The sequence below is a fragment of the uncultured Kluyvera sp. genome (assembly GCF_902485085.1).
Lineage (GTDB): Bacteria > Pseudomonadota > Gammaproteobacteria > Enterobacterales > Enterobacteriaceae > Kluyvera > Kluyvera ascorbata.
Window position 1 is genome coordinate 59,546 of sequence record NZ_CABTJS010000105.1, and the last position, 19,943, is coordinate 79,488.

At 49.2% G+C, this 19,943-nt stretch carries 20 protein-coding genes and 1 pseudogene; 2 read left to right on the forward strand and 19 right to left on the reverse strand.

Features of this window, described 5'->3' with window-relative positions; genetic code table 11:
- Positions 1-80 precede the first annotated feature (80 nt).
- From RDN66_RS12530 to pabB, 14 genes and pseudogenes are all read right to left on the reverse strand, one after another.
- A complete protein-coding gene (locus RDN66_RS12530) occupies positions 81-2,564 on the reverse strand; it encodes a calcium-binding protein (RefSeq protein ID WP_308537886.1) in 2,484 nt (827 codons plus the stop codon).
- 141 nt (positions 2,565-2,705) lie between these two features.
- Positions 2,706-2,855 (reverse strand): annotated as a pseudogene (locus RDN66_RS24305) (hypothetical protein); the annotation flags it as partial.
- 30 nt (positions 2,856-2,885) lie between these two features.
- Positions 2,886-2,975, reverse strand: coding sequence for a calcium-binding protein (locus RDN66_RS12535; RefSeq protein WP_202217762.1), 90 nt, complete (start codon positions 2,973-2,975; stop codon positions 2,886-2,888).
- Between the two features lie 12 nt (positions 2,976-2,987).
- Positions 2,988-6,038, reverse strand: coding sequence for a calcium-binding protein (locus RDN66_RS12540; protein WP_202217763.1), 3,051 nt, complete (start codon positions 6,036-6,038; stop codon positions 2,988-2,990).
- Between the two features lie 51 nt (positions 6,039-6,089).
- Positions 6,090-6,638, reverse strand: a complete 549-nt coding sequence (locus tag RDN66_RS12545; protein ID WP_202217764.1) for a hypothetical protein — start codon at positions 6,636-6,638, stop codon at positions 6,090-6,092.
- Positions 6,639-6,661: 23 nt separating this feature from the next.
- Positions 6,662-7,153 (reverse strand): hypothetical protein, encoded by a 492-nt coding sequence (locus RDN66_RS12550; RefSeq protein WP_202217765.1) that lies wholly within the window; start codon positions 7,151-7,153, stop codon positions 6,662-6,664.
- 294 nt (positions 7,154-7,447) lie between these two features.
- Complete coding sequence (locus RDN66_RS12555; protein WP_202217766.1) at positions 7,448-7,837, reverse strand: hypothetical protein; 390 nt, start codon at positions 7,835-7,837, stop codon at positions 7,448-7,450.
- Between the two features lie 112 nt (positions 7,838-7,949).
- Complete coding sequence (locus RDN66_RS12560; RefSeq protein WP_202217767.1) at positions 7,950-8,438, reverse strand: hypothetical protein; 489 nt, start codon at positions 8,436-8,438, stop codon at positions 7,950-7,952.
- Positions 8,439-8,731: 293 nt separating this feature from the next.
- Complete coding sequence (locus RDN66_RS12565; protein ID WP_202217768.1) at positions 8,732-9,115, reverse strand: hypothetical protein; 384 nt, start codon at positions 9,113-9,115, stop codon at positions 8,732-8,734.
- Positions 9,116-9,224: 109 nt separating this feature from the next.
- A complete protein-coding gene (locus RDN66_RS12570) occupies positions 9,225-9,773 on the reverse strand; it encodes a hypothetical protein (RefSeq protein ID WP_308537887.1) in 549 nt (182 codons plus the stop codon).
- 506 nt (positions 9,774-10,279) lie between these two features.
- A complete protein-coding gene (locus RDN66_RS12575; protein WP_308537888.1) occupies positions 10,280-10,852 on the reverse strand; it encodes a hypothetical protein in 573 nt (190 codons plus the stop codon).
- Between the two features lie 23 nt (positions 10,853-10,875).
- A complete protein-coding gene (locus tag RDN66_RS12580; RefSeq protein ID WP_202217771.1) occupies positions 10,876-11,433 on the reverse strand; it encodes a hypothetical protein in 558 nt (185 codons plus the stop codon).
- Positions 11,434-11,653: 220 nt separating this feature from the next.
- Positions 11,654-12,232, reverse strand: a complete 579-nt coding sequence (locus RDN66_RS12585) for a CoA pyrophosphatase (protein ID WP_035891628.1) — start codon at positions 12,230-12,232, stop codon at positions 11,654-11,656.
- Positions 12,233-12,234: 2 nt separating this feature from the next.
- Positions 12,235-13,590 (reverse strand): aminodeoxychorismate synthase component 1, encoded by a 1,356-nt coding sequence (pabB, locus tag RDN66_RS12590; protein ID WP_308537889.1) that lies wholly within the window; start codon positions 13,588-13,590, stop codon positions 12,235-12,237.
- Positions 13,591-13,680: 90 nt separating this feature from the next.
- Between pabB and RDN66_RS12595 the strand changes: the two genes are divergently transcribed.
- Both RDN66_RS12595 and RDN66_RS12600 read left to right on the forward strand, forming a co-directional pair.
- Positions 13,681-13,866 (forward strand): YoaH family protein, encoded by a 186-nt coding sequence (locus RDN66_RS12595; protein WP_035891624.1) that lies wholly within the window; start codon positions 13,681-13,683, stop codon positions 13,864-13,866.
- Positions 13,867-13,906: 40 nt separating this feature from the next.
- Entirely contained in the window at positions 13,907-14,602 is a 696-nt protein-coding gene (locus tag RDN66_RS12600) for a phosphodiester glycosidase family protein (RefSeq protein WP_369708911.1), read from the forward strand.
- Positions 14,603-14,672: 70 nt separating this feature from the next.
- On the opposite strand, the gene RDN66_RS12605 is transcribed toward RDN66_RS12600, so the two are convergent.
- The 5 genes from RDN66_RS12605 to RDN66_RS12625 all read right to left on the reverse strand — a co-directional run bounded on the left by RDN66_RS12605 (position 14,673) and on the right by RDN66_RS12625 (position 19,911).
- Entirely contained in the window at positions 14,673-14,993 is a 321-nt protein-coding gene (locus RDN66_RS12605) for an AzlD domain-containing protein (RefSeq protein WP_035891621.1), read from the reverse strand.
- Positions 14,983-15,735, reverse strand: coding sequence for an AzlC family ABC transporter permease (locus RDN66_RS12610; protein ID WP_202217773.1), 753 nt, complete (start codon positions 15,733-15,735; stop codon positions 14,983-14,985). The genes RDN66_RS12605 and RDN66_RS12610 overlap by 11 nt, the downstream gene beginning before the upstream one ends.
- Before the next feature lie 168 nt (positions 15,736-15,903).
- Positions 15,904-16,914, reverse strand: coding sequence for a type I glyceraldehyde-3-phosphate dehydrogenase (gap, locus tag RDN66_RS12615; protein WP_202217774.1), 1,011 nt, complete (start codon positions 16,912-16,914; stop codon positions 15,904-15,906).
- Positions 16,915-16,992: 78 nt separating this feature from the next.
- Positions 16,993-17,973 carry a helix-turn-helix domain-containing protein gene (locus RDN66_RS12620; RefSeq protein ID WP_308537890.1) on the reverse strand — a complete coding sequence of 327 codons (981 nt, stop codon included), beginning with the start codon at positions 17,971-17,973 and terminating at the stop codon, positions 16,993-16,995.
- Positions 17,974-18,033: 60 nt separating this feature from the next.
- Positions 18,034-19,911 carry a flagellin gene (locus RDN66_RS12625; RefSeq protein WP_202217776.1) on the reverse strand — a complete coding sequence of 626 codons (1,878 nt, stop codon included), beginning with the start codon at positions 19,909-19,911 and terminating at the stop codon, positions 18,034-18,036.
- Positions 19,912-19,943 lie beyond the last annotated feature (32 nt).

Sequence of the window (19,943 nt, forward strand, 5' to 3'; positions counted from 1 at the left end):
CTGCGTAGCAATACAAATAGAGAACCCGGAGCGTAAATTATTGCCGGGCTCTCTATGGTGGAAAGAACTAGTCGCCTGAATCAAAGATGAAATAGTGGGCTGGTTGGAATCCGAGAGGAACTGAGCACAGGGCCAAAATCAACGATGCTATCTGCATCATCGTCAAATTCTGACATAAATGCCGCCATCTGTTCGCGGATCAAAGACATTGAGACCGGTGCATCGGTTGGCGCAGCCAGAGGCAGTTGAATATCATATTCTACATAATTCAGGATATCTTCCGGTGCCCAGTCAGTGCCATCGGCAAAACTAATATGTTCCACCTGATATTTCGCCGCAGTGAAGTAATTTTTCACCGTCACGCTGTCAGTATTGCCGGAAAAATTGATCACCAGATCGCCACCATTGCGCTGTATTCGGGCATCCTTTGCCTGCACACCTTCACCAAAGCGTAAGGTATCTGCATCACCGGTGTTTTTGCCGCCTTCAGTAATCGTGTCCTGTCCATTTCCGACATTAAACAGATAAGTATCGCTACCGGTTCCGCCTTTCAACGAATCATTGCCTGTACCTCCAGCCAGCAAGTCATTATCGTCACCACCGTCCAGACTGTCATTGCCATCACCGCCGCTCAGCCAGTCGTTATCGAAGCCGCCGGTAAGCATATCGTTTCCTGCATCGCCGTACAGCATGTCCCGACCGTATTCCCCTTTGAGCGCATCATCTCCTTCACCGCCAGACAACAAATCATCCCCGTCCCCACCAAACAATGCATCATTACCGTCGCCACCATAAAGCGTGTCTTCACCACTCGCACCATCAAGTGTGTCGTTTCCTGCATCGCCGTACAGCGCATCATTGCCACCCGCGCCGTAGAGGCTATCATTTCCGCCAGCGGCATGGATAACGCTGCCACAGTCCAGTGCCAGCAGGGTCTGTGCTTCACTCGTACCGGTATGTATTTGTGATAATACGGCGGCGGTATCCCAGACCGTACCGTCGGCAAACATGATCTGTTCTATCTGGTAGAGGAGCTCATCGCCCCCCTCGGTAGAGAAATAGTTTTTAATCGTCACGCTGTCAGTGCTGTTTTGAAAATAAATGATAAGGTCGTTATCCCACTGCTGCATAACAGCATTTTCTGCCAACAGACCATCACCGAAATGCAGCGTGTTGGTTTCGTTTACGTGACGACTTTCGCTGATGATGTCCTGCCCATCTCCTGCATTAAACAGATAGGTATCCCCATCCTCACCACCTTCGAGGGTGTCATTGCCCGCGCCACCTACCAGTATGTCGTGGCCACCGTGTCCCATCAGTCGATCATCGCCATCATCACCATAAAGCGCGTCATCAACATCAGAGCCGTACAATTTATCGTTTCCACCTGCTGCATGGATATCGCTCCCGCGATCGAACGCCCACAGTGTCTGAGCTTCGTCGCTACCAATCAGTATCTGGGCTTGTACGGTGGCATAATTCCATACCGTACCATCGGCAAAAGTAATCAGGTCGACCAGACAGCGATCCTGATCAAAGTAATTTTCTACCGTAATACTGTCGCTGTTATCGCGGAAGGTAATCGTTAAGTCAGTGCCGCTCTTATCAGCAATGGTGTTGCTCGCCAGCAGGCCATCACCGAGCACAAGGGTACCTGGAACGTAACTTTCGTTATCTGCATTAGGGGAGGGGATGTCTCCATAAGAAAAGTTTGCAGTGATTCGATCCTGACCATCTCCAGTATTAAACAGATAGGTATCACTACCAGACCCGCCGTACAGCACATCATTGCCTGCACCGCCTGCCAGCACATCATCACTCTGCCCGCCGTACAGTACATCATCTCCGCCACCTGCATAGATTACGCTGCCATGGTCGCTCGCAATCAGCGTTTGATCTTCATCTGTTCCCACTTGAGCAAATGCTTCCACCGCAGCAATATCCCAGAGCGAGCCGTCGGCGAAAATGATCAGGTCAACAGGGTGAACGTCCTGCGCGAAATAGCCGGGAATGACGATGCAATCGTCACCCCCGCGGAAGTCAATAACCAGATCATCATAGTAACGAGCAACATGCGAATCTTCCCTATGCAACCCATCGCCAATGCGCAAAATGTTGTGGTCGAGATTGTCGGCATAGCGGCAATCCTCGATAATATCCATACCATCCCCGGCGTTAAATACATAAGTATCGCTACCTGCGCCACCCGTTAAGATATCTTGTCCGGCTCCACCGGTTAGCGTATCGTTACCATCATTGCCATAAAGGCGATCGTCTCCGGAGAGCCCCGTTAACGTGTCATCATTACTACCGGCCTCCAGAACACTGCCTTCTTCTTGAGCAATGAGGTTTTGCACAACATCTTTTATGACAACGACACCATCAAGAATGGTTGCCGTATCCCAGACTGAGCCATCAGCAAAAACAATCTGCGCTATTGGCCAGGTGTTAGAATGGAAGTAGTCAATGACGGTAATACTGTCCGCACCGTCGCCAATGGTAATCAGCAGATTGCCATCCTTTCGCTGCAGTTGTATCTGGTCAGGAAGAATGCCGCTACCCAAGCGCAGGATATCCTGCTCCTGATGAGTGTTATTCCACGAGTCGTCAGTGTCGCCATAAATGACATCATGTCCATCGCCGACATTAAACAGGTAGGTATCATTACCGCCGCCACCGCATAACGCGTCGTTTCCCTGGCCGCCGGAAAGAATATCATCTCCTTCATTACCAATAAGCTCATCTGAGCCATTATCACCATAAAGAATGTCATTCCCTAGCTCTCCGAAAAGAACATCATCCCCGCCCGCGGCATGAATTTCATTGCCCTCAGGGAAGGCCCACAGGGTCTGGTTGCCCTCAGTGCCGACAAGAAATTGGGAGTTTCATTCGGTAAGATCCCAAACAAAGCCGTTGGCAAACGCCAGCTTTTCGACTTTGTAGTCGTCAGCAAGAAAGAAATCCGTTATCGTCACGCTATCGTCGCTTCATCGAAAGTCGACAATAAGATCGTCCCAATCGCGACTGAATTCCACCTGCTCGGGCGATAATCCTTCGCTGAAATAGATAATATCCTGCTCGCCGTGATACTCTTTTATTATATCCTGTCCGTCACCAACATTAAAAATATAAATATCATCACCACCTTCTCCTTTAAGTACGTCATTGCCTTTTCCGCCGGAGAAAATGTTATCATCTGCATTGCCAGAAAGTGTATTGCTGCCGTCATCGCCTAAAATGATATTATCATTTACAGTTAAAGATGGCAGATATTGGAGCATCCTAGGTTCATTTTTGATGAGATTGACATACAGACTGACTAATTGTACTCGGTTATTATCCGAATAGATGGTTAGATTAAATAATGCTTGTGTAACGTCATCAAGCTTACCATATTCTCCATTTAAATATAGGCTGTGAATTAACTGTTCTGCCGCGCTCAGGCTGAGTACCAGACCAGTAACCCTGGAGTTATATCCCGTCAGAACCACATCTTTAAGCTCTTCGTATAAATAAGTCTGCGCAAGAATTTGAGCTTCGGTATAATTTCTGAATTTTTGATATTCATTAAGTAGTACCAGTGATGCTGAATCTCCTACCGTCGACCCGCTATATTTATTGTTATAAGGTGACATGGTTAACTGCTCAATGACCGCAACCTGTTGTAGGGTAATGGCATAGAGTTGAGTCGCCTTAACATCCTGTACCCCTGCCCACTGGTAAATTAGCTTGTCTAGTAACGCATCTTTTTTAGTACGGTCTGTTTCGATAAGATAATCACGAAGTAATGCTTGCAGAATATCATCCGCCACCATCGCCTGACGTAAATCAGGAAGATGCCCAAAACCCCGAGCATTAGGGAGCCGAATGACCTCTTCGGTCAGAGGCAAATCGTTATTGTGAATTCGAACGGATTTGTCCACCTTAAACCAAATATCCGCGCAGGCTGCGGTTATACCGTTGTCCAGCGTAACGTTGCTAATTTGCTTATGATATTCACCGTTATCATCCTGATATGTTGAAGCGGAATAGCGAACGTTGACGGCAGTGATACCCGCATCCGCCATGCTATATAATTCCCCGGCGTCCGTTTTGCCATTACTATTTTTATCCTGCCAGATATGGAGCGACGACCAGGCTTTATCATTGCTATCCAGACTACCGTCCAGATTATCATCCAGTTCCGCTAGTGCCTGAAAACCATTACTGGCTATGCTACCATCGCGCAAGCGCGTGTTGTTACCAAACAGCTCCAGACCGCTGGTAATCTTCCCGTCGCCATTAAGATCCCGCACTAACAGGCCGTCAGTGGCGGCTACCCAGCCGCTAAGTTCTTTGAGTCCATCATTGGCATGATCAAAATAGACCTCTTTATCGGATAATGTTTCGACGCCATTACCGTTCAGATCGATAACAACAGGAGATACCGTCTCTTCAGCTGCACCATCGTCTGGTTCGTCATCGGGCTCTCCTTCTTCACGTAACGTAATACCCATTGCGGAATAAATGTCGCCGCCATCGGAATCCTTGGTTTGCCGGGCATATTTTTTAAAATCAACAATTCGCAGCCCATCATTAATGACCAACGTGTCACCGTCAAAATAGTATTTGTCACCTTCGCTACTTAAATAGGTGATATTGCTATCGGCTTCAGTTTCTGGAACTGCTTCTGAGTTTTCATCTGTGTTTTCTTTTTTCTCAAGAATAGCTTCGGTCAGTTCTATTAATTGACCGTCAGCATTCTTAAGAAATATAGCACCATCAGGATTACTCCCTGCCGTAATAATAATAGTGTCATACTCATCGACAATATAGGTATTAAAACCGGCACCTCCATATAAAGTGTCGGCTTCACCATCATCAAGCTCATCTTTACTGCCCCCGTAAATGACATTTCTGCCTTCACCGCCGTACAAAATGTCTTGTCCCGAACCGCCTTCAAGGGTGTCGTCGCCGTTTCCTCCTTCCAGATAATCGCTTCCCGCAGCACCCGAGATGACATCATTCCCTTCATTGCCATAAAGATAATCGCTCCCACCGGCGCCAGTAATACTGTCAGATTTCTGGCTACCAAATATGATTTTGTGGTCATCCATCGAGATTCCGCGGCCGTCTATGCTTAATTGCATATAATCACTGCCAGACAGCGGTGTGCTCATGTCCACAAAATCATAATTGCCGTATGTTGAATCGCTGTTCATCTGCTCACTGACGTCCAGACCCTGCAGTTGATACTGAATCCGCCAGTAGGTCATTTTTGCGCGATCCTGCCAGTACTGTTCAGAGTAATTAGCGTACTGATACTCCGGGTTGAGCGCGTATGCCGAATAATTGTAATCAGTAATCACAAAGGGATTAAGGTTAATCAGTGCATAACGGTACGCCAGGCTGTTTTTTGCCATTGCCGCCATGGCACTCGCACTGGAGCGCGTATCCAACGTATAGCGGTGTTCCGGCGTAAATCCGGGAGGTAAGCGGTTTGGTAATTGACCATTCACTCCAGTGAAGACATTCTTGATTCTGTCCAGCAGATCCATCACCCCGTTGGCATCATGGTCGCGGATCAAATCGGCGTATTGGTCCACCGTTTCTGCCGTAATGAATCCTCCCAGTATCGCAGTCCCAAACCCTACTGCTGCAATGACCGATGCAGGCGCTCCCACTGTTGTGGCCGCTGCTCCAGCCGCGATCCCTGCCAGAGTAGCAACGATCTCGCCACCAAACTCTTCAAGGGCAAATTCAATCCAAATGGAAATGGCTTCATTTTTATCACCGCGATCCATCGCAGCTGACGATTCCGCAGCCACCATCGCCAGTGATGCCCCTAATAATGTCTTGCCAACTAATGGAGCATGTTTGACTAGTTTTGTACTTATTTCCGCCAGGTAATTCGCCGTTTTTTTATAGCTGGTGAGTTGGGCATCATTCAGTATACGTAGTTCTTTTCTTAGATTATTAATATAATCTACATCGCTGTAGCTTTCCGGAGTGATATTAAGCCACGAGTCAATGTGTCCGTGTATAAGGTCGGTGCCCATGATGTTTTGCCAGGCGGAGTCGCGTAGCAGTTTAAATATCTCAGAGGTGCTTTATCCTGAAAGTTCCGATTTGGGGATACCCTCAATCGTCGTGATATTAGGGTTATCCATCAGGGCCGGTAATTCCGTTGCGCCAAATACCCGAGTGGGATCGGTGTTCATGCCGACCAGCAGACGGACTTCACCGGTGGTTTCCGCAACAAAACGCTGGGAAATGATATCCCATGCACCGTTGGGCTGGCGGACACCATCGATAATTTCGCCAAAGAGGAATTGATTAGATTTAGAGCCAATCTTATATGGGTTATCAGCAAAAATAGAAAGTAATGTATCTTTAAATGCCTTGCTTTCCATGAATTCACTTGCTTTAGTTTTATCAATAAGACGTATATCAGGATTGTCTTTTAAACCATTGACTATATCTGATGATCTGATGGTATTCATATTACCATCAGATGTTTCAACTTCACCTAAAGCCCCACTGTAAAGTACCGTTGTACTGCCAGCACAACTGACGTCGAGTTGATATAATAGCTCCCGTAACTCTGCTTCAGTAGTGATAGAGCTCAGCAGATTGTTTGCCTGTCTTGTCGTTAACATATCCCTGTCCTCATATCCTTTCGTTAAAATTCAAATCTGACAATGGTGTCTGGCATTTGATATCTTGCGCCGAGAATCCCAAAAACCCCCAGCGCTTCTTTCAATACCGATATCAGTTGATTTTTTTCTTTGTTCTCCTTTATTTCAGTAGGAAAAGAGACAAGCTGCCATATAACAATTCGAGGTGATTCATCACGATAATTGCACGTGCTATCATTTGAACATTTAAGTCTGAATTCATAATTTTTTCCCGAATAATGGAGGATAAACACATACACTCCGGTCGGTTCAGGATAACCACTACGACTATTTTCATAACTATGTATAACTCCAGGGTGCATCAGCCAGATATTTCTCTCCCGATCGATAGTGAGATTAGGTCTGTCAGAACCGTCAAGACGGGCCTCTGGCCATTTCCGATTGCCCGGCCCCAGGTCACAGGCGTTATAGACATTATCCAGATCAAATTTTTGAATCTCTTTTTCATCGGTAATAAATTCATTCACAAAACCCATATTATTCACCTCATTAAAACATTTCATTAAAACAAAAAGTACCAGTATATTAATATATATGTGATACGTGGTTTTCTGCTTACTTTATATCGTAGAAAATCGCGTGCGTCATGAATTATTATTTACAACAACGAATTTTCTTTGCACGCTAAGTCCTGGTGTCGCTAGTCAACATCGCAGGTGAGGGAAGTTTGCCATGCTAAAGATATCTGGTGCGGGTGTGATGATATTGCGTGTATCTACTAAAGCTCAGAGCAAGGATTCATTCAGAGGAAAGAGATTTGTTAACGAGGACTATGCAACGGCGCCAAATACCCGAGTGGGGTCGGTGTTCATGCCGACAAGCAGACGGACTTCACCGGTGGTTTCCGCAACAAAACGCTGGGAAATGATATCCCATGCACCGTTGGGCTGGCGGACACCATCGATAATTTCGCCAAAGAGGAATTGATTGGATTTAGAACCTACGTTGTAACGATCATCACCGAATATTTGGAAGAGTATGTCATCAAGTGCAGGATTTGATAAAAATGCACTGGCCTCTGTTTTATCGATAAGACGAATGTCAGGATTATTTTTTAAATCATTAACTATATCAGATGCTCGAACAATACTCACTGCTTCACTAGTTGAGCCGACCTCTCCTAATACACCACTATAAAGTACGTTGTGCTGCCAGAACAACTGACATCCAGTTGATATAATAGGGCCTTTAATTCTTCCTCAGATGAAATGGTGTTAAGAAAACTATTCGCTTGCTTTGTTGTTAACATATCCCTGTCCCTATAGTCTTCCGTTAAAACTCAAATCTGACAATCGTGTCAGGAACCTGGATTCTAGCTCCGCGAACACCAAAAATTGTCAATGCATTTTTCAAAGACGAGATTACCTCAATATACTCGTTTTCATTATTTATTTCCGGTGAGATAGATATCAGCTGCCAGATGATAATAAATGGTAAACTATAAATATTCGGACTACTATCCTCTGATTGTTTAAGTTTAAATTCATAATTTTTTCCTAGATAATGTAATATAAATACACGTACCCCTGTGGGTTCTGGATAACCGGATCGACTATTATCATAACTTGTTACCCCCCCGACAAACATGAGCCAAATATTCCTTACTCGATCAATAGTGAGGCAAGGTCTGGCAGAACCGTCAAGGCGGGCCTCTGGCCATTTCCGATTGCCCGGCCCCAGGTCACAGGCGTTATAGACATTATCCAGATCAAATTTTTGGATCTCTTTTTCATCGGTAATAAATTCATTCACAAAACCCATATTATTCACCTCGATAAAACATTTCATTAAAATAACAAGTATCAGTATATTAATATACGTATGATAAATTGTTCTCTGCTTACTTTATATCGTAGAAAATCGCGTACGTCATGAATTATTATTTACAACAACGAATTTTCTTTGCACGTTAAGTCCTGGTGTCGCTAGTCAACATCGCAGGATAGGGAAGTTTGCCATGCTAAAGATATCTGGTGCGGGGGAATGATATTGCGTGTATCTACTAAAGCTCAGATCAAGGATTCATTCAGAGAAAAGAGATTTGTTAACGAGGACTATGCAACGGCGCCAAATACCCGAGTGGGGTCGGTGTTCACGCCGGCTAGTAGACGGACTTCACCGGTGGTTTCCGCAACAAAACGCTGGGAAATGATATCCCATGCACCGTTGAGCTGGCGGACACCATCCATAATTTCGCTGTAGAGGAATTGATTGGATTTTGAACCCACTTGGCGAGGGTCATCATCAAATATCCGTTGTAAAGTGTACTCAAGGTCAGAATTGTCAATTAAAAAGATCGAGGCTTCTGTTTTATCTATTACACGAATACCAATAGCAATAGTATTATCTAGCTCAGATACAATATTTGAAGTATGTATGTCTTTGGTAATAGAATAATTATATAAAACAGTAGTTTCCTCAGGGCAGTTGACATCCAATTCATTTAATAGATTACGTAATTCTTCGGCAGTAGTGATTGTTGCTAATTTTCTATTGCCCTAATTTGTTGTTAACATAAATCACATCTATATCATTCATTAAAGTAAATTAAAAATCAAATTCAACAACCGTGTTTGCTATTTGACGACGAATTCCATCCTGACCGAATGTGATCAGCGCATTCTTTAACATAGGTATTATTCTAACCGGTATTTGTTCTTCATTTTGGTTTGGTGAAACCAACTCCCATATAATTACATATGGATTACTTTTATAATTTAAAGATGTGCGTGGTCCACGCTTCAATCGGACATTATATTTTTTATTGTCGCAATGAAAAATAAAAATATATTCACCTGCCGGTTCAGGGTAACCCGTTCTACTAATTTCATTATCTTGACTGTGTACCATGCCAATATTCATCAACCATATATTGTGGCTATGATTTGTCGTCCAGTAATATTGACACAATTGAGACCCTCTTAACCGTCGCTCTGGTTGTCGACGAGCCAATGGATTATAATGATTCCATAATTCATCTAAATTAAATTCTTTGATGAGTTTTTCATCTGTAACATATTTATTCACAAAATTCATATCATTTACCTCGTTAAAATATTTTATTAAAACAACAAACGCTAATGTAATAATATACATGTGATACGTTGTTCTTTTTTTATTTTATATCGTAGAATATCGTGTGTCATGAACTATCATCTTCAATGAGGATTTTTCTTCGTATGTTTAGTTAAGGGGGCTCTAGTCAACTTTTCACGTTGGAAAAATGTTATTGCTAAGGATATCTCGTTCCAATGTAATGATATTGCGTGTATCTGCTATAGCTCAGATAGTTCATCACGAAAATAGAAAATAATGTATCATTAAATGCCTTGCATTTCATAAATGCACTTGCTTCAGTTATTATCGATAAGACGCATATCAGTATTATCTTTAAACCATTGACTATATCTGATGGTATTCATATTACCATCAAATGCTTCAACTTCATCTAAAGTTCCACTGTAAAGTACCAGTTGTACTGCCAGCACAACTGACGCCGAGTTGATATAATCGCTCCCGTAACTCTGCTTCATTAGTGATAGAGCTCAATAGATTGTTTGCCTGTCTTGTCGTTAACATATCCCTGTCCTCATATCCTTTAGTTAAAATTCAAATCTGACAATGGTGTTTGGCCTCTGAATATTTGCGCCAAGAATTCCAAAAACCTCCAGCGCTTCTTTCAGTACAGACACCAGTTGTTTTTTTTCTCTGCTTTCCTCTATTTCAGGAGGAAGGGAGACAAGCTGCCATATAACAATTCGAGGTGATTCAGTATTAATATTACGTGAGCTATTCTTTGATTGTTTAAGTCTGAACTCATAATTTCTTCCTGAATAATGGAGAATAAACACACACACTCCCGTCGGTTCAGGATAGCCAGTCCGGCTATTTTCATAGCTGTATACATCACCTGGGTGCATCAGCCAGATATTTCTCTCCCGATCGATAGTGAGATTAGGTATGTCAGAACCGTCAAGGCGAGCTTCTGGCCATTTCCGATTACCCGGTCCCAGATCACAGGCGTTATAGACATTATCCAGATCAAATTTTTGGATCTCTTTTTCATCAGTAATAAATTCATTCACAAAGCCCACACCATTCACCTTGCTGAAACCTAAATCCGCTTCAGTTGTAATGGACCTCAGAAGATTGTTTGCCTGTCTTGTCGTTAACATATCCTTGTCCTCATATCCTTTCGTTAAAACTCAAATCTGACAATGGTGTTTGGCCTCTGAATATTTGCGCCAAGAATTCCAAAAACCTCCAGCGCTTCTTTCAGTACAGACACCAGCTGTTTTTTTTCTCTGCTTCCCTCTATTTCAGGAGGAAGGGAGACCATCTGCCAGATTACAATTCGAGGTGACTCAGTATTAAAATTACGTGAGCCATCCTTTGATTTTTTAAGTCTGAACTCATAATTTTTTCCTGAATAATGGAGAATAAACACATACACTCCCGTCGGTTCAGGATAGCCAGTCCGGCTATTTTCATAGCTGTATACACCACCTGGGTGCATCAGCCAGATATTTCTCTCCCGATCGATAGTGAGATTAGGTATGTCAGAACCGTCAAGGCGGGCCTCAGGCCATTTGCGATTGCCCGGCCCCAGGTCACAGGCGTTATAAACATTATCCAGATCAAATTTTTGGATCTCTTTTTCATTGGTAATAAATTCATTCACAAAGCTCATATTATTCATCTCGCTAAAATATTTAATTAAAACAATAGATATCGATAAGGTAATATGGCGCGACATCGTATTTTATGCTTATGTTATATCGCAAAAAATCGTTCTCGTCGTGATTTATTGCTTACGATAAATACAATATAGTGGTGAATATATACTGATTGATAATTGATCTACTGTATAGTGGTTACCACTATTGCCGAGGTGGGGTTTAACTATTATGTTCACAATAGTAACCGCCAGCGGCATCGCGCTGGCGAAAATAATCTCTATTTGAATTGGTGGACGCTCAGGGTTTAAGGCCCACCTGTAGCGCCAGCTCACGAATAATGCCAGCGGTCATGCCCCAGACAAAATAGTGCTGATACCACGAGAGCCAAACGCGATGCTCATTGCCACGGCGGTGAATATCGAGCGGGTGATAACGCCCCAGACGCAGCGCTTCGGCAAGCGGCATTTCAAACACCGACGCCACTTCATCTTCACTGGCGTGATAGTGCAGATCCGGTGGGATCACCCCGAGCACCGGCGTAACCTGAAAGCCGGTCACGCTGTCGACCGGCGGCAGCACGCCGATAATATCCACGCACTCCGGAGGAATGGCGACCTCTTCCTGCGCTTCACGCAGTGCGGCGGCAATCAGCGAGGCATCGGTGCTGTCTACGGCACCGCCGGGGAAGGCCACCTGGCCGGGGTGTTTGCGCAAACGCGCCGAGCGCTGGGTCAGCAGCAGGCCCGGCTCGGGGCGGCGAACAATGGGCACCAGTACCGCCGCCTGTCTGGCGTTTAATGCTGCCCGCGCGGTCTGCGGGCGAAGCAGCTGAAAGCGGGAGAGGAAGTCATCCAGGTTCAGCGCGGGCTCTTGCATTGTCAGGACTCCAGTTGTTGAAGGATTCTATTCACTTTATCAAATGTTTCCTGATATTCCGCATCTTCGTCGCTGTCGGCGACAAGGCCGCCGCCCGCCGAGCAGTAAAGCGTGCCGTCCGAGGCCGTTACCGTGCGAATGGTGATGCTGGTATCCATGTTGCCGCAGGCGCTGACATAGCCGATGCTGCCGCACCAGGCGTTACGGCGATGGGGCTCCAGCTCGTCGATAATTTCCATCGCGCGAACTTTTGGCGCGCCGGTAATTGAGCCGCCGGGAAACGCGGCGCGCAGCAGATCGGTAGCGTGCAGCGTCGCTGGCAGCTGTGCGGTGATGGTGCTCACCAGATGATGTACCGCCGGGAACGGTTCAACGACGAACAGCTCCGGCACGCGTACACTGCCCGGGACGGCGACGCGCCCGATGTCGTTGCGCATCAGGTCGGCAATCATCAGGTTTTCTGCACGATCTTTCGGCGAGTTGGCCAGCCGCTGGGCCTGCTCGGCGTCAGCCTCTGGCGAGCCCAGACGCGGCAGGGTGCCTTTAATCGGCCGAGTCTGAATGCAGCCCTGCTCGAGCTGAATAAAACGCTCGGGAGAAAGGCTAAGAATGGCGCTCTCATCAAGACGTAAAAACGCGCTAAACGGCGCACGATTCGCGCGGTTGAGTTCCACAAAGGCCGCCCATTCGTCGCCGCGATAGCGCGCCTGAAAACGCTGGGCGAGGTTCACCTGATAGCAGTCGCCGCTGTGCAGATAGGCCTGCACCTGGCGAAACTTCTCGCCGTATTGCTCGCGGGTCATGTTCGACTGCCAGCCAGAGGTGAGGGCGAACGGCTCGGCGACAGGGGCAATCTGTTGTTCCAGCCAGCGTAAGCGGGCCTGAATATCGCCGTGGCAGAGCAGCGTTACCTTCTGGCGCTGATGATCCACAATCAGCGCCCAGTCATAAAGCCCAACGGCCATATCCGGCACACTCACATCCTGCCGCGCCTGGTCGGGCAGCTTTTCAAAGCGACGGCCTAAATCATAGCCAAAAAGACCAACCGCACCGCCGGTAAACGGAATGTCGGCGAGGGGAGCGGTCGTGATGTTAAGCCGTTCAATGGCCTGCTGCAGCAGCGCGAGCGGGCAGTCACCGGAGGCCTGTGTTTGCCCTGCTTGGGTGATGAGGGTGCTGTCGCCACGGGTTACCAGGGTCTGGCAAGGGTCGGCCACCACGATATCGTAACGGCTGTGCGGGTGGTCCGCGAAGCCTGAGTGCAGCATCATCGCCCAGGGCGATGCGTTTAACGGGGCAAAGTAGTGTTCGGCGGCATCCTGTCGCCAGGGAAGCGTCATCGTTGAAGGGGGTAACATTGTTTCTCTGTCCAGCCTTGTTGCACTGCCACTGGCGAATGTTCGGGCAGCATGAAATAATACGCGCTCACAATGTAGCAGGAGTAAATGATGTTTGCAGGATTACCTTCACTGAGCCATGAGCAGCAGCAAAAAGCCGTTGAGCGCATTCAGGAACTGATGTCGCAGGGCATGGCTAGCGGTCAGGCGATTGCGCTGGTGGCCGAGGAGCTGCGTGCTACCCATACTGGCGAGCGTATTGTCGCGCGTTTTGAGGATGAAGACGAAGACGAATAACGTCATGTCCATTCGTACAATACCGCTGCTGCTGGCGCTGATGGCCGTGCCTTTCGTGGCAGCTGCGGGCAGTTCGTGTCGCCTGACGGACCCCAATCTCACGCTACAAAGCTATACCGCCGATCCCCAGCACGAACGCATTGCCATGTACTGGCTAAAAGCCAACGGTAAAGACTACGGTTCGCTGCGCGCGCTGCTGTCCGACATTAACGGCGACGGTCGCGTGCGGATGGCGATGAACGGCGGCATCTACGATAAAGCCTACGCCCCCCTTGGGCTGTATATTGAAAACGGCCAGCAGAAGGTGGCGGTAAACCGGGCGTCCGGCGGCGGAAACTTCTTTATCAAACCCGGCGGTGTTTTCTACGTTAAGGGTGACCGTGCGGGGATAGTCAGCCTCGACAAACTGAAATCGACGAAAGGCATGGACTACGCGGTGCAGTCCGGCCCGATGTTGATTGAAAACGGCGTGATTAACTGGCGGCTGAAACCGTCGGCAAGTTCACGCAAACTGCGCAACGGTGTCGGGATCACCGCGCAGGGCAAGGTTGTGTTTATGCTGAGCGAGCGGGAAACCAATTTCTATGATTTCGCCTGCTATGCGAAATCGCGCCTGAACGTGCGGCAAATGCTCTATCTCGACGGCACCATCTCAAAGATGTACCAGCAGGGGAGCAGTGTCCCCTGGCAGTACCATCCTTTCGTCACCATGATAACCGTGGAAACACGCGAGTAGTCCGGACGAGGCGCATCGCGCCGACTCCGGGGACTTATCCTCGCATATTACCGCTCGCCCGGTTACGCACCTAAGCCAACAAATAGCTTAACCCCATAAACGCCGCCATTCCCGCAATCACCGTCGCAAACAGGCTGCGGCTCAGCGCACCAATCAGCGTGGCTACCGCGGCCGCCAGCAGTGAAATGCTGATTCCACTGCCGGTTAACGCCGGTTTTCCCACCAGTTCAGCGGCGATAATGGCCGACATAATCGCCGCAGGAATAAAGCTCAGCCACTGCTGCAGCGCAGGCGGCATACGAAAACGCGACAGCAGCAGTACCGGCACAACGCGCATTAGCGCGGTTACCCCCGCCGAAAACACAATCGCCAACAGAATATTACGCTCCATCCTGATGCTCCTTTTGCTTAACAAATCGCATTCCTAGCGTTGCCAGCGTCGCGGCAACAGACGCGGCGACAATCACCACCAGGCTGGTATCGGTATGCCCGGACATGAGCAGCGTAATGATCACGGCCACCGCGATGCTGAAAGACTCCAGCAGCTTACGACGGCTGGCAAACCACAGCATCAGCACCAGGCCGATAAACATCGACACCAGGCTAAAGCTCAATCCTTCCATCAAGGCTTCCGGCAGCGCTGACGCCAGCCCCGCGCCAATCACGCAGGCCAGGATCCAGTTCAGCCATGCCGCAACGTTCAGGCCAAACATCCACGCAAAGGAAACCTTATTCTGCGCGCCCGCGCGCTGTATCGCGACGCCAAACGTTTCATCGGTCAGCAGCAGACCGCTGACGATTTTCTGTAACGTTGTCTGCTCACGAAAATAGACGCTCATTGCCGAACTCATCAGCAGATAGCGCAGGTTGACCAGCAGCACGCTGAGCACCACGGAGGCGACTTCCGCGCCTGCCGCCCAAAGCGAATAGAAGAGAAACTGTGCTGACCCGGCGTAGAGCAGGCTCGCCAATAGCGCCGTTTGCAGGGTAGTAAAACCGGAAAGGGTACCAATGGCACCGGCGGCGAAACCAATGCTCCAGTAGCCTGGAATAGTGGGGAAGCAGGCGATTACCCCGGCGCGAAACTGTGCCCTGGCCTCATTGCGTGGTGAGGCGGCGGTGTGAGTTAACATCCATCTGTCCTGTGGTTTGTATGTCGGTCTGACGATGGGCACGAGTGCGCCATCTTTTATAAGAAAATCGTATGTATCAGAACAAACAGCATATTACAGGTTTGATGTCGGAGGATAAAAAAATCCACGCGGGGGCGTGGATTTTAGGGGCGATGCCAGAACGTCGGATTAGTTTTCGCGTTTCGCCATCATCACCGCGAGGTCGACGAGACGGTTGGAGAATCCCCATTCGTTGTCATACCAGGCCAGGATTTTAACCATATTGCCGCCAATCACCAGCGTTGACAGACCGTCAATAATGGAAGAGCGCGGGTCGCCCTGGTAATCACTTGAAACCAGCGGCTCATCACTATAGCCGAGGATCCCTTTCAGCGGACCTGCCGCGGCGGCCTCACGAAACGCATTGTTCACCTCTTCAACGGTGACATCACGCTCAAGGGTTACGGTCAGGTCGACGATGGAAACCACCGGTACCGGTACGCGCAGTGAATACCCGGTTAAGCGTCCGTCCAGTTCGGGAATGACTTTACCCAACGCTTTCGCCGCACCGCTGGAGTAAGGCACGATTGACAGCGCAGCAGCGCGCGCGCCTCGCAGGTCTTTCTCTGGCTGATCGTGCAGTGCCTGGCTGTTGGTATAAGCGTGGGTAGTGTTCATCAGACCATGTTTGATACCAAAGTGCTGATGCAAAACCTGCGCGGCAGGCGCCAGCCCGTTGGTGGTGCAGCTACCGTTGCTGACGACAACGTGTTTGTCCGGGGAATAGAGTCCGTTATTCACGCCCATCACGATGGTCAAATCCTCGTTTTTACCGGGGGCAGAGATAATCACGCGTTTTGCGCCACCGCTGTGGATATGCACCGCTGCCTTGTCGCGTTCGGTAAAGAAGCCGGTGGCTTCAATGACGATGTCGACCTGTTCCTGGCGCCACGGGATGTTGGCCGGGTCGCGTTCGCTAAACACTCTGATGGGCTTTCCGTCGACCACCAGCCGTCCTTCACCGGCGGAGACCTCTGCGGCGAGGGTGCCGAGCAGTGAGTCGTGTTTCAGCAGGTGCGCCAGCGTTTTGCTATCCGTCAGATCGTTAATCGCCACAATCTGCATATCCGGGTTGCCCAGCGCCGCGCGCAGTACGTTACGTCCGATTCGGCCAAAACCGTTAATACCGACCTTTACCATGATCAACTCCTTATCTGTTGTCTCTGGCATTACTGTAGGCCGGTGGCTATTTGGCGTAAATGACAAAAAAGGATCACTTTACGCCATTTTTCGGCAGTGGAACCGCTGGCGATATTCTCCCGGTGTCAGGTGAAGCTGTTTTTCGAACATACGACGCAGATTAATGCTGCTGCCAAAGCCGGTTTGCTGGGCAATTCTCTCCAGCGTGTCGTTCGTCTGCTCTAGCCTTTGTCGAGCGGCAGCCAGACGGGCTTCAGCGACATAGCGGGCCGGAGAGGCACCGGTTTCCCGGGTGAAGACGCGGGTGAAATTTCGTGGGCTCATGGCCACTTTTTCCGCCAGTTTTTCCACGCCAAGGTCGTCGGTGAGATTATCAAGGAGCCAGGCCAGCAGGTCGTTAATGGGGCCAAGCGTGCTGGTTTGTTGAAGGTGGTAGCGGCTAAACTGCAGCTGGCTGCCGGGGCGATGCAGGTACATCACAAAATCCTGGGCGATATCGCGCGCCAGGCTGAAGCCGTAGTCCTCTTCAACCAGCGCCAGCGTCAGGTCAAAACCGGAGCTGACGCCGCCGGAGGTCCAGATATTGTCGTCCTGCACATACAGCGGCCCACCTTCCACGCGTACCTGAGGATATTCTGCTTGCAGGGTTTCCAGCAGCTTCCAGTGGGTGGTGGCGCGCCTGCCGTTCAGCAGCCCGCTCTGTGCGAGCAGCATCGCGCCGCCGCAGATAGAGGCGATACGGCGAGTATGGGGGGCGGCAAGACGCAGCCAGTCGACGACAGCAACCCCTTCCTGCGGATTCTGCCCTCTGCCGGTAATGATGATGGTATCAAGAGGTTCCCGCGGGTCTATCTCGTGGAGACGATGATCGGCCAGCAGATTTAAACCCGACTGGCCGTGGATCACCTGATGCGGTTGAGTGGTTGCCAGCTGGACCTGGTAGCAGGGAGTGGTGGCGTTTTCTGGATGCAGACGGTTTGCCTGCATCAGGATGTCAGCAATACCAGCGGATTCGAACAGCATGCCGCCATCGGGGACGATAATCAGGATTTTCTTCATGTCCTGAAAAGTAGTCTTTTTACAGAATAAGTCAACAGGACATAAGAGGGCGGTGACCCGTTATCCCTGAAGCAGCGACAGTACCGCTTCGGGTTGATGGTTTGATTTTGCCAGCACAGAGTTGCCCGCCTGCTGTACAATTTGTGCGCGAGACATTTGAGAAACCTCGGCTGCGTAGTCAGCATCTTCAATCCGTGAACGTGAAGCGCTGAGTGCTGAAGAGGTGTTGGTTTGTACGTTCTGAATGGACTCAAGACGGTTCATTGTGGCCCCCAATTGACTTCGGCGCTGATCAACCCGAGCAATGGCAGCATCAATCGCCGCCAGCGGGTCGTCAGGCTGGCGAAGCCGAATACCGTCTGCTGTTTCTTTCAGGTTGATGGTCGTCCAGCCTGTAGCCGCATCGGTAGAGGCGGTGTAGCTATTTGGATAATAAATCTGGACTTCACCGCTGCCGTTGAGAGTTTTAATCAGCAGTGTCCCGTCGGTTTGTTTCACCATCGTCGCGGTTTTTCCATCAACGCCGAGGTTCATGATGTAATTGCCATCGGCATCCGTGCTCAGCACATTCGCAAAGGTCCTGCCTGCGTTATCGGTATAGCTGAGCTGCATTTTGCTCGGGTCGAGGGTGATATTCGACGAGCCACTTACGGTGGTGACGGGAGTAAAGGCATTCTGCGAAACTGCGCTATTCGCCTTCACGGTGACGCTTGGTACCCCGCCATCGCTTTGCATCGAGACCGACGCCGCGTAATAGCGATAATCGCCACCGCCATTATCCACTTCCATGTAGTATTGATTTCCGCTCTTGACCAGCCGAGAGGCGCTGGAGATATCCGCACCGCTGTTATCAAGGAAGGTTGGCGTTATGCTGGTTAAATCGACGTCAGGCGTGCTGGTGACCTGGACGGGAGCGTTGAGCGTGGTCAGCGCCGTGGCGTCGGTTATCTTTGCCTGCATCGCACCAGTCGGCCCCCAACTGAGCTCTGCGGCAAAATAGTCAGTGCCTTGCTGGATGTAGTACTTCCCATCGCTATTCACCAGTGCATCTGCTGTGATAGGCGTGTTGGTATCATCCATAAAGGACAGTCCCACGACGGCGCGGGAAGACAGCGTATCGACACCGCTATACAGCGCTGTGGCGGAGGTCGGTATCACGTTAACGTCGGCAGAATCAGTGGCGGTGGTGTAGGTCGCACCATAGGTCGCTGGAAGATAGGTATTTTTACCTTGCGCGTCCGTCGCCTGAATATAAAGTTGTCCGTTATTGTTGCTGCGTACCAGCTGCGCGAAACTGTAGGTGCTGCTTAGGGTAAATGTCACGCTGGTGGATGGATCGCTCAGTGAAATGTTGCTGGCGCTGCCCAACAGCTGGTCGGTTGGCGTCACTTTACCGCTTATCCCGCGAATAACCAGATCGGTCAGACCCAGTTCATTAACGCTAAAGCCCGGCTTACCAAGGAAAAGGCCCATGGTTTCGTTGTCGTTGACGCCGACCTGCAGGGAGACGGTTCCCGCGCTACCATCAAGGACATTTTTGCCATTAAAGCTGGTCTGGCCGTTGAGTCGGGCTATCTCTTTGAGGTTGAGGTTAATCTCGGCCTGGATGCTGTCTGCATCCTCTAAAGAGTAGGTTTCACTCATTGCCTGGACGGAAAGTTCACGGATGCGCTGCAAGCGCTGGTTTACTTCACTCAGTGCACCTTCAGCGGTTTCTGCCATGGAGCGTCCGTCGCTCGCGTTTCTGCGTGCCTGCAGCAATCCCGCTATCTGGCTCCCCATTCGGTTGGCGATCGCTTGCCCAGCAGCATCATCCTTAGCGCTGTTTATGCGTGATCCTGAGGAAAGGCGTTCAATCGACTGCTGTAAAACAGAGCTGTTTTTTAATGCGTTGTTTTGTACGACCAGAGTATTGATGTTGGTGTTGATCCCTGCCATCTTGCGCCCGCATTTTTGATTTTGCTTTTACG